Below are 10,557 nucleotides of genomic sequence, written 5' to 3'. Positions count from 1 at the left end.
TGAACGTCGTGTTTTCCGCGAATTTTACGACAGTGCCCGCCGCGATCGTGAGCGTCGAACCGGGAGCCACCGAGACATCCTTCGAGACGACGTACACCGTCGGGAATGTCGGGGCCCAGGTCGTGTCCGCGACGATGTCGCTCGTCACGCGCACGATCACCGTCGACGGGACGAGCTTATCCGTGCTGGTCTTGCTCGTCGAAGCGTAGTTCGCCTTCATGCCGGTGACCGTGACGGTGAGTTTGGCTCCCGCGTCAGCCTGCGTGATCGCATAGGTCTTCGATGTCGCGCCGTTGATCGCTGTACCGTTGCGCTTCCACTGGTAGCCGAACGAGTCCGGGGTCGGAGTCCACGTTCCCGTCGAGGCGGTCACCGTCTTGCCGATCTCGATCGTGCCGGAGATGCGCGGCGTCGGGGTGGAGGAGAAGACGCCAGGAACCGTCTGGGCGGCACTCATCCGCTTCAGCGTCGTGTATCCGGCCTTCGACCCCGTGACCGTGAATCGCAGCTGGGCGCCGCGATCCTCCGTGGTCACGAGATAGGCGGTCGACGTCGCGCCCGGGATGGCGATGCCATTACGCGTCCACTGGTACGTCAGCTTGCTCGGCTGGGGTGCCCAGGTCCCCACTACGCCGAACAGGGTTCCCCCCACGCGGGCCAGCCCCGTCACCGCAGGCGTCGGGGCGCTCGTGAAGGTCGCCGCGCCCACCGTCGCCGCGGTACTGGTCGCCGCGGCAGCGGTGTAACCCGCTTTGCGTGCTGTCACGGTGACGGTGATCGCAGAGCCCACGTCGGCCGCGACGACTTGGTAGGTCGACGCTGTCGCGCCGGCGATCGGGCTGCTGCCCCGGTTCCACTGGAACGTGTAGGAGTCGGGCGTGGGTGCCCACGACCCCGTGGAAGCGGTGAGCACGGAATCGACAGTCGGTGTGCCTGAGAACGTCGGAACAGGAACGGTTGCGAACGTCAACGTCGGCACCGAAGTAGACGAGCTGACGCGGGTCGTCGTCACGTATCCCGGAGCTGACGCCGTCACGCTGACACTCAGCCGGGTCCCGGCATCCGCTGTCCCCACCCGATACGTGGATGCGGTCGCTCCGGCGATCGCCGTTCCGTTGCGCCTCCACTGGTAGGCGAATGTCGCGGGCACGGGTGCCCACGTGCCGGTCACGGCCCGAACGGTCGACCCCACGCTCGCCGTGCCGGTGATCGAGGGGGAGGGAGCGCTGGTGAAGGGAGCCGGAGCCGAGGTCTGCGCGGCGCTGGTCTTCGACGCCGGGGTGTAGCCGGCTTTGCGGGCCGTCACGGTGACCGTGATCTTCTTGCCGCTGTCCGCGGGGGCGATCGTGTAGGTCTGGGACGTCGCCCCCGTAATTGCAGCGCCGTCGCGGCTCCACTGGTACGTCAGGGAGTCGGGCACCGGTGCCCAGGTGCCCGGCGCTGCCGTGAGGGTCGATCCGACGGTCATCTTGCCGCTGTACGTCGGAACGGGAGTCGTCGTGAATGTGCGTGCGGGAATCGCGACAGCCGAACTGGTCCGAGCCGTCGTCCTGTACCCGGGAGCCGACGCCGTCACGGTCAGGGTGATCGATGCTCCCGCATCTGCGGCGACCACGCGGTACGTCGTCGCGGTCGCTCCCGAGATCGCTGCCCCGCCCCGCTTCCACTGATAGGTGAAGGTGCCGGGCGTCGGCGTCCACGTCCCTGTCGCGCCGGTCAGAGTCGAGCCGATTGCGGCCTTCCCGGTGATGGTCGGTGCGGGCGCTGTGGTGAATGAGGCCGTCGTGGCCGCTTTGGCGTCGCTCGTGACCGAGGTGCGGGGGTACCCGGTCTTAATGCCGATGGCCGTCACGGTAATCTTCGTGCCCGCGTCTTGGGCGGCCAGCTTGTATGTCGGGGCGGTGGCACCGGCGATCAGCGTTCCGTTGCGTCGCCACTGGTACGCGAACGAGTCCGGCGCGGGCTTCCACGTCCCCGTGACCGCGGTCAGCTTCGAGCCCACCGTCATCGACCCGGTGAAGGTCGGCTTCGGCGTCACGGTGAAGGCTGCGGCATTCGTGCGTACGGTCGACGTCGGCGACGGTGTCGGGTCAGCCCAGGCGGCGGGCACGCTCCCCATGCTGAGCGCGACAGCGATGAGCATCGCCGCAGCGGCGCGGTGATTGTTGCGTGCCCCTCGTAGACGCAAGTGGACGTACGGATAGCGGCGCGCGCGCATGCTGACTCCCCCATATGCGGGTCCGCGCTCGGGTAGCGCCCCGCCCGGAGATCAGGCCGCGAAACGCACCGGCCGGATCCCTGGCGCAAAGCTATCGTGTTCAGCTAAATCACAGCAAGTCTGAATTCAACACTCAGGCGGAGAATGCTTCAGGCAGTCGGGTCGTCCCCGCGCGACAGATCGTCCCACGAGTCGATCGCGTCTTGCGGGCGCGAGGCTTCCGCCGCGGAGTCGCCGGTCGTGCGGTACTTCCGGCCCGCATTCGACCCCCACCGACGCGCGGTCACGAGGGTGAAGACGGCGGCGGCGGCGAGCAGGATCTGGGCCACCAGTGTGACGGCGGGCCAGGGGGTCAGCGACAGTCCCGCGACGAGGTCGCCGACGGCATCCACTCCCGAGATCCCCGTGGCGTCGGTCACCGTCGCTGCGGTGGCGGACACGGGTGTCGCGAAGACGATCTGCGCGGCGCCGAAACCTGTCAGCGCGGCGATCGCGAGGCCGATGGCGCCGAAGACGTACCGCACGACGGGGCCTGCGATCGACAACGCGGCACCGAGCGCCAGCGCGGCCAGGCTCAAGGGCGTCAGGACGGGGAGGGCGTCCGAGCCGGGCACGGCGAGGGTCTGCTGCGCGCCGTCGTCGAGGGTGACGTCGATCCAGGTCTGGGTCGATCCGATGACGCCGATCGCCCCGGCGAGGAGCATCGCGACGACGGCGAGCGAGCGGGGACGCCGCATCAGCGCTCCCCCACGACCGGATGCAGGTCGTCGGCGTCGAAGCAGGTGTGGTCACCCGTGTGGCATGCCGCGCCGACCTGGTCGACCTCGATCAGCAGGGTGTCGCCGTCGCAGTCCAGCCGCGCACCCTTGACGATCTGGATGTGACCCGACGTATCGCCCTTGCGCCAGTACTCCTGACGCGAGCGCGACCAGAAGGTCACACGGCCGGTGGTGAGCGTGCGGTTCAGGGCCTCGGCATCCATCCACCCCATCATCAGCACCTCGCGCGAGTCGAACTGCTGGATGACGGCGGGGACGAGGCCGTCGGCGTTGTACGTGACGCGGTCGACGCTCATCGGCGCACCTCGATTCCTTCGGCGGCCATGGCGTCTTTCACCTGTCCGACGGTGAGCTGACCGGAGTGGAACACGGATGCCGCGAGCACGGCGTCGGCACCGGCTTGCACCGCGGGGGCGAAGTGCTCCAGGGCGCCCGCGCCGCCGGAGGCGATCACCGGGACCGCCGCGATCTGGCGCATGAGACGCACGAGTTCGAGATCGAAGCCCTGCTTCGTGCCGTCGGCGTCGATCGAGTTGACGAGCAGCTCTCCGGCTCCGCGCTCGACGGCCTCGCGCGCCCAGTCGAGCGCGTCGAGGGTCGTTTCGGTGCGCCCGCCGTGGGTGGTCACGACGAAGCCGGAGGGTGTGGATGCCGCCCGCTTGACGTCGAGCGACAGCACGATGACCTGCGCGCCGAAGCGGTCGGCGATTTCATCGATCAGCGCAGGGCGGGCGATCGCTGCGGAGTTGACGCCGATCTTGTCGGCTCCCACGGCGAGAAGCCGGGCCACGTCATCGGCTGAACGCACTCCCCCACCGACGGTCAGGGGGATGAAGACCTGCTCGGCGGTGCGGCGGACGACGTCATAGGTCGTCGACCGCTCGTCGACCGTGGCGGTGACGTCGAGGAAGGTGACCTCGTCAGCGCCCTGGTCGAAGTAGAGCTTCGCCAGCTCGACCGGGTCGCCCATGTCGCGCAGGTCGAGGAAGTTCACGCCCTTCACGACGCGGCCTCCCGCGACGTCGAGGCACGGGATGACGCGGCGCGCGAGGGTCATCAGAGCCTCGCGGCGAGGATCTCGGTGACGAGGATCGCGCGCGCCCCGATCGCGTACAGCTCGTCCATGACGCGGTTGACGTCGCGGCGCGGGCTCATCACGCGCACGGCCACCCACTCGGGGTCGCGCAGCGGCGAGATCGTCGGGGACTCCAGACCCGGGGCCACGGCGATGGCCTGGTCGACGAGGTTCGCGGGCAGGTCGTAGTCGACGAGCACGTACTTGCGCGCGGCGAGCACCCCGCGCAAGCGCCGCAGCAGTGTCTCGGTACCGTCGGCCTCGTTCGGTCCCGAGATCAGCACGGCGTCGCTCTCGAGGAGCACCGGCCCGAAGATCTCGAGCCCCGCCTGACGCAACGTCGTGCCGGTCGAGACGACGTCGGCGACGGCATCCGCCACTCCGAGCTGGACGGCGGATTCGACCGCGCCGTCGAGGGGCACGATGTCGACCGCGATGCCGCGCTCGTCGAGGAACGCGTCGACGAGGCCCGGGTAGGCGGTCGCGACGCGGAGACCCTCGAGGTCCTGCACGTCGGTGAAGCGTCCGGGACGGCCCGCGAAGCGGAAGGTGGAGCCGGCGAAGCCGAGCGATTCGACCTCGCGCGCGCCCGGCATGCGCGCGTCGAGCAAGAGGTCGCGGCCCGTGATCCCGACATCTAGCGCGCCGGAGCCGACGTAGGTCGCGATGTCGCGGGGGCGGAGGTAGAAGAACTCGACCTCGTTGACGGGGTCGACGGTGTACAGGTCTTTCGAGTCGCGTCGTCCGGTGTACCCGGCCTCCGAGAGCATCTCGGCGGCGGTCTCGGCGAGCGACCCCTTGTTCGGCACGGCGATTCGCAGCATGACGGGGGCTTTCGTGGTTCGTGAGCGAGTGGGAGGCGAGAGCGGCTCAGAGATGTCGGTAGACGTCCTCGAGCGTCAGGCCCTTCGCGAGCATGAGGGTCTGCAGGTGGTAGAGCAGCTGCGAGATCTCTTCGGCCGCGGCGGCGTCGGACTCGTACTCGGCGGCCATCCACACCTCGGCGGCCTCTTCGACGATCTTCTTGCCGATGGTGTGCACGCCGGCGTCGAGCTGTGCGACGGTGCCGGAGCCCTCGGGTCGCTCGACGGCCTTGGCGCTGAGTTCCGCGAACAGGTCGTCGAAGGTCTTCACGCTTCCAGGGTATCGGGTCGGCGGGGGTGGGGCCGTCCGCGGGCGGTTCGCCGGGGTCGTGGCATCCCTTCGCGTGCCTTCGACGGGCAGAGGCGCGGGTGCGCTCGCGATGGTGCGAGGCTGCCGCGGGCGCGCATAAACGCTGTCTGCGCACAGAAACGCGAGGAGAGCGTGTTTCTGCGTGTGGATTGCGTTTATGGGCGGGTGGCGCGCCTCAGCGGCGGTGGCGCGCGTGAGTGGCGGTGGCGCGCGTCAGTGGGGGCTGGCTCGCCTCACTGGGCGGTGGCGCGCGTCAGTGGCGGTGGCGCGCCGCCGCGGCGCGGAGCGACTCGATCGCCCGGTCGGGGTCGTCGGCGCCGAAGACGGCGGATCCCGCGACGAACGTGTCGGCGCCCGCCTCGGCGGCCTGGGCGATCGTCGACTCGCCGATGCCGCCGTCGACCTGGAGCCACACGCTCGATCCGCGGCGCTTCGCCTCGTCGGCGAGGGCACGCAGCTTCGGCATGGTCTCGGGCATGAACGACTGGCCGCCGAACCCGGGCTCGACGGTCATGACGAGGATCTGGTCGAACTCGTTCAGCGAGTCGAACAGGTTCTCGACGGGAGTGCCGGGCTTCACAGCCACACCCGCCCGCGCGCCGATCGACCGCAGCTGGCGGGCGAGGGCGATCGGGGATGCCGCGGCCTCGAGGTGGAACGTCACCGATGCTGCCCCCAGCTCGGCGTACGCGGGCGCCCACCGATCGGGGTCGTCGATCATGAGGTGCACGTCGAGCGGGACCGGGCTCGTCTCCTGGATGCGCCCCACCATCTGCGGCCCGAACGTGAGGTTCGGCACGAAGTGGTTGTCCATCACGTCGACGTGCACGAAGTCGGCGCCCGCGATGCGCGCGAGCTCGGCCTCCATGTTCACGAAGTCGGCGGCCAGGATGCTCGGATTGATGCGCGGGGCGTCGGTAGGCACCCGACCATTATGTGCGTGCGCCGCCCGGAGATGATGTCAACGCTTGCGGAGGAGCGCGATCGACATCGCGTCCGTTCCGTGCCGGTGGGGCCACAGCTGCGCGCGGAGCGAGCCGTCCGCCTGGTCGGGGAGGTCGATCTCGTGCAGCGCCACCGAACGCACGACGGCCCGGGCGTCGAGTTCTTCAACAGCGTCCCCGAGGGTGCGCTTGACCTCGGCGAGAACGCCCGAGGTCTCGGCGAGGTGGGGCGAGCACGTCACGTACGCCACGACACCGCCGGGTTTGAGCGCCTCGAACGCGGCCAGGACGAGCTCCTGCTGCAGCGCGGTCAGGTCGGGGACGTCGGACGGGACCTTGCGCCACCGCGCCTCCGGCCGACGTCGGAGCGCACCGATGCCCGTGCACGGCGCGTCGACGAGGATGCGGTCGTACTGCTCGGGACTCCGCGCGGCGCGCTGCCGTCCGTCTTCCTCGCTGACCGGCACGTCGAGGGGAACGGATGCCACGGCCTGCCGCACCAGTCCGGCCCGCGCGGGCGCGATCTCGTTCGCATCGAGCTGCGCCCCGTGCGCGAGGGCCTCCGCCGCGAGCAGGGCGGTCTTCCCGCCGGGGCCCGCGCAGAGGTCGAGCCAGCGTTCGCCGTCCCGCACCGGCAGCGCCCGGCTCAGGGCGAGCGCGGCGAGCTGGGACCCCTCGTCCTGCACGCGGATCCGTCCCTCGCTCGCGCGGATGAGACCCTCGGGGTCTCCCCCGCCGTGCGTCGTGAACGCGGTCGGGGCGAAGCGCGCGGCCGTGGCGTCGTCGGGGGCCTCAGCGAGACCGGGGAGGGCGACCATCGCCACCCGCGGAGCGACATTGTCGGCATCGAGCAGCTCGGCGAGCTCGTCGGCACGACCCTCGGCCGTGAGCGCGCGGCGCAGGGCCCGGACGATCCAGACCGGGTGCGAGGTGGTGACGCCGATGCGCTCGTCGTCGCTGCGCGCGGCCGCGGCGATGCGGTCCATCCACTCGCCCGGGGTATCGCGCGAGACGCGCCGCAGCACGGCGTTGGCGAAGCCGGCGGCGCCCTTCCCTCCCCCGTGACGGCGCGCCAGTTCGACCGACTCGTTCACGGCGGCGTGCGAGGCGACACGGGTCGACAGCAGCTGGTGTACGCCGAGGCGCAGGGCGTCGAGCACGGCGGGATCGATGCGTTCGACGCTGCGGTCGGCGGCGAGGGCGATGATCGCGTCGTACGTCCCCCGGCGCCGGAGGGTGCCATAGGTCAGTTCGGTCGCGAGGCCCGCGTCCTTGGCATCCAGGTTCGCCCGCACGATCGCGTGCGGCAGCAACAGGTTGGCGTACGCCTCGTCACCCGAGACCGCCCGGAGAACCTCGTACGCGACGGCGCGCGCTCCCTGCACGCTCATGCGCCCAGCACCGGCTCGCTCGTCCGCAGACCGCGGAACCAGTCGCCCGCCGCCATCGCCCCCTTACCCGCCGGCTGGACGGTGACAAGGCGGAGCGGGCGGGATCCGGTTCCGACGATCACGTTCTTGCCGGATGCCGTGACCCGGCCGGGCGGAAGGGGCGGCTCATCGGTGCTCACGGCGCGCAGCACTTTGAAGCGCGCGCCGTCGAGGGTGGTGTGCGCGCCCGGCTCGGGCGTGACCCCGGCGATCCGATGCAGGAGGACATCGGCATCCTGTGTGAAATCGAGCGCACCATCCTCGAGCGTGAGCTTGGGGGCGAGGGTCGGCTCGCCCTGTTGCGGTGCGCTGACGGCCGTGCCGCCGGCGATGGCGTCGACCACCCGGGCGAGGAGCGGAGCGCCGATTCCGGCGAGGTCGTCGAGCACCTCGGCCGCCGTCGCGTCGCCGGGGATCTCGTAGCGCTCCTCGGCGAAGACATCGCCGGCGTCGAGGGCGGCCACGAGCTGGAACACGCTGGCGCCGGTCACCGTGTCGCCCGCGATGAGAGCGCGCTGCACCGGCGCGGCCCCTCGCCACCGCGGAAGGAGCGAGAAGTGCAGGTTGATCCACCCGTTCGTCGGGGTCGTCAGCAGGGGCTCCCGCACGAGCCCGCCGTACGCGACGATCACTCCCAGGTCCGGCTCGAGCGCGGTGATGCGCTCGGTCGTCTCGGCGTCGAGGCGGTCGGCCTTGATGACGGGGAGGCCGAGGTCGACGGCCGCCTGCGCGACGGGTGACGGTGTCAACACGCGTTTGCGTCCGAGGGGGGCGTCGCCGCGGGTGACGACGGCCGCGATCTCGTGCGGGCCGGATGCCAGGGCTCGCAGTGAGGGAACGGCGACGGCGGGGGTGCCGGCGAAGACGAGGCGCATGGGTCTCCTCAGACTCTCGGGAGCGGACGGACGGGGTCGCACGCCGCTCAGAGGTCGGGCTCGGGGATGTCGAGACGAACTCTGAGCGTACTGCGCTGCTTCGGTCCGCGATCTTTGCGGGAGGTACGAGCGCGGAGGGCGTCGGCGATGACGCCGGCGCGTAACGCCTCGGCCACAGCCTTGCCGTGCGCGTAGTCGAAACGCACCAGCGCGCGAGAGGTCGACACGTCGGGCGATTCGGATGTGTCCACTGGACCCAGGATCGCGAGTGGGTCGAGGTCGGGCACCGTTTCGCGCAGCGACGACAGAAGGGTGTCGACGTTGCGGGCGTGTCCGTCGACGCTCGCGACACGGACGGCGGGAGGCATCCGCAGCGGTACCCGGTCCGCAAGCTCGGCGCGGGCGTACGCGGGCTGCGTCCACGTCGCCAATGCGCGAGCGACCGGGCCGGCCACCCCGACCAGATGGACCGGTGCCCCCGGTGCGGCCAGAGCTGCGGCGTTCGACCACCAGCGGAGGCAGCTCTCGCCGATGCGAAGGGCTTCGTTCTGGAGCATGCGGTCGCCGTCGAGCAGGATGACGGCGCGATAGCCTCCGCGGGCGATCGGTTCGGCTCCGCGGGTGGCGATGACCAGGGCGGGATGGCCGTCGACCTCGGCGACGGGGTGGGCGCCGTCGGCGATGATCACGCGGGTGTTCGGGAACGCGCGCCCCAGTTCGTCGGCGGTGCGCTCGCTGCCGGAGGACGCCATGCGCAGTTTGGTCGAGCGGCAGTGCCCGCACGTCCAGGCATGCGCGCTGCGCCCGCACCACGCGCAGACCGGGACGGCACCGGGCCGAGCGGCTCGCAGGGGCCCTGCACAGTGTTGACAGCGGGCGGGACGACGGCAGTCCGCGCACACCAGGGACGGGGCGTATCCGGGCCGTGCGACCTGCACGAGCACCGGACCGCTCTGCAACGCCTCGCGCGCGGCCGCGAACGCCGACGACGGCACGCGCGCCTGACGCTGCTCCCCCTCACGCGTGGCGCTCAGAACCACGCGCGGGCTGACGCGTCGAGAGGGAGCGATCTCGCGCACGTACCCGACGTCGACAAGACGCTGGACGTCGGTGGTGCGGGTGTGGCCCGCGAAGACGAGGGCCGACCCCTCGAGCTCCTGTCGGACGAGAGCGGCGTCGCGGGCATGGACACCGGGGGCGAGCGGCTCCGACAGCAGGGAGTCGCCGTCGTCCCAGATGGCCACCAGGCCGGTGTCGTGCGCCGGAGCGTAGACGCCGGAACGACGGCCCACGACGATGCACGGCACGGGCGCCAGGGTGCGGAGGTACTGCGCGTAGCGGGCGGGGCCGGACTGATCCGCGTCGTCTCGGACGATGGCATCCGGAGTCACCAGCTCGCTCAGCGCCGCGAGCAGCTGCGCCTGGTCACGGTAGTCGGGTACGACGAGGACGGCACTCTTGCCCCGCGCCAGGGTGTGGACCGCCGCTGCGGCGAGCAGATCGGCCCAGGCGCCGCGCGGGAGCTCGGGGTGCGGGTAGGGCGGTGCGTCGAGAGCGAGGCGCTCGCCGCCGTCGAGGGCGTCGGCGAGGCCGGGGTACGGCTTCATCAGGGCCGCGGACCGCTCGCGCGCGGCGGGGACGACCTCGGGCGTCTGGGGTGGTGGCGCAGCGGCCCAGGCCTTCTCGGCGCGGACCATGCGCTTGGGCACGGCGAGGCGCAGCACGTCGCTCACCGAACCTGCGGCGCGGTCGGCGACGCGCCGGGCGAGCGTATAGAGCCGCTCCGGGAGCACGGGCATCGGTGACACGACGGTTTCGACCGACGACAGCGGGCGCTCCGTGCCGTCGTCCGCGACGACATCGACGACGAAGGCATCCATCATGCGTCCCGCGGAGCGCAACGGCACCTTCACCCGCACTCCCGGGGCGATATCCGCCACGAGGGGGTGTGGCACCGCGTAGTCGAAGAGGCGGTCGAGCTGCGGCACGGGAGACTCGAGCTGCACGCGTGCAACGCGACGTTCACTCACGAGCGCACCCTCTCGGCGCCGCTGACGTCGCTC

At 71.1% G+C, this 10,557-nt stretch carries 10 protein-coding genes and 1 pseudogene; 1 reads left to right on the top strand and 10 read right to left on the bottom strand.

Annotation, left to right across the window (positions count from 1 at the left end; translation table 11 throughout):
- Positions 1-1,852: pseudogene (locus P2P98_RS10245) on the bottom strand (carboxypeptidase regulatory-like domain-containing protein); the annotation flags it as partial.
- Positions 1,853-1,862: 10 nt separating this feature from the next.
- On the opposite strand from P2P98_RS10245, the gene P2P98_RS10240 reads away from it, so the two are divergent.
- Positions 1,863-2,162: a hypothetical protein gene (locus P2P98_RS10240; protein WP_275799584.1), complete on the top strand. Its 300-nt coding sequence runs from the start codon at positions 1,863-1,865 to the stop codon at positions 2,160-2,162.
- A 205-nt stretch (positions 2,163-2,367) separates the two neighbouring features.
- On the opposite strand, the gene P2P98_RS10235 is transcribed toward P2P98_RS10240, so the two are convergent.
- From P2P98_RS10235 to P2P98_RS10195, 9 genes are all read right to left on the bottom strand, one after another.
- Positions 2,368-2,955, bottom strand: a complete 588-nt coding sequence (locus P2P98_RS10235) for a Trp biosynthesis-associated membrane protein (RefSeq protein ID WP_275799582.1) — start codon at positions 2,953-2,955, stop codon at positions 2,368-2,370.
- The gene (gene hisI, locus P2P98_RS10230) at positions 2,955-3,293 is read right to left on the bottom strand and encodes a phosphoribosyl-AMP cyclohydrolase (RefSeq protein WP_058597766.1); all 339 of its coding nucleotides are present in this window, start codon (positions 3,291-3,293) and stop codon (positions 2,955-2,957) included. Before hisI ends, P2P98_RS10235 begins: the two co-directional genes overlap by 1 nt.
- Positions 3,290-4,054 (bottom strand): imidazole glycerol phosphate synthase subunit HisF, encoded by a 765-nt coding sequence (gene hisF, locus P2P98_RS10225; protein ID WP_275799580.1) that lies wholly within the window; start codon positions 4,052-4,054, stop codon positions 3,290-3,292. The genes hisI and hisF overlap by 4 nt, the downstream gene beginning before the upstream one ends.
- Positions 4,054-4,896 (bottom strand): ATP phosphoribosyltransferase, encoded by an 843-nt coding sequence (gene hisG / locus P2P98_RS10220; protein WP_275799578.1) that lies wholly within the window; start codon positions 4,894-4,896, stop codon positions 4,054-4,056. Before hisG ends, hisF begins: the two co-directional genes overlap by 1 nt.
- A gap of 46 nt (positions 4,897-4,942) precedes the next feature.
- Positions 4,943-5,206, bottom strand: a complete 264-nt coding sequence (locus P2P98_RS10215) for a phosphoribosyl-ATP diphosphatase (protein WP_275799576.1) — start codon at positions 5,204-5,206, stop codon at positions 4,943-4,945.
- Between the two features lie 292 nt (positions 5,207-5,498).
- A complete protein-coding gene (gene rpe / locus P2P98_RS10210; protein WP_275799574.1) occupies positions 5,499-6,170 on the bottom strand; it encodes a ribulose-phosphate 3-epimerase in 672 nt (223 codons plus the stop codon).
- A 36-nt stretch (positions 6,171-6,206) separates the two neighbouring features.
- On the bottom strand, positions 6,207-7,580 hold the full coding sequence (locus P2P98_RS10205) for a transcription antitermination factor NusB (protein WP_275799572.1): 1,374 nt from the start codon (positions 7,578-7,580) through the stop codon (positions 6,207-6,209).
- A complete protein-coding gene (fmt, locus tag P2P98_RS10200) occupies positions 7,577-8,494 on the bottom strand; it encodes a methionyl-tRNA formyltransferase (RefSeq protein ID WP_275799570.1) in 918 nt (305 codons plus the stop codon). The genes P2P98_RS10205 and fmt overlap by 4 nt, the downstream gene beginning before the upstream one ends.
- 47 nt (positions 8,495-8,541) lie before the next feature.
- On the bottom strand, positions 8,542-10,524 hold the full coding sequence (locus P2P98_RS10195) for a primosomal protein N' (RefSeq protein WP_275799568.1): 1,983 nt from the start codon (positions 10,522-10,524) through the stop codon (positions 8,542-8,544).
- Positions 10,525-10,557 lie beyond the last annotated feature (33 nt).

This window comes from Microbacterium sp. Kw_RZR3 (assembly GCF_029222405.1).
In the GTDB taxonomy this organism is placed as follows: Bacteria; Actinomycetota; Actinomycetes; order Actinomycetales; family Microbacteriaceae; genus Microbacterium.
This window is presented reverse-complemented; position numbering and strand designations above follow the sequence as displayed.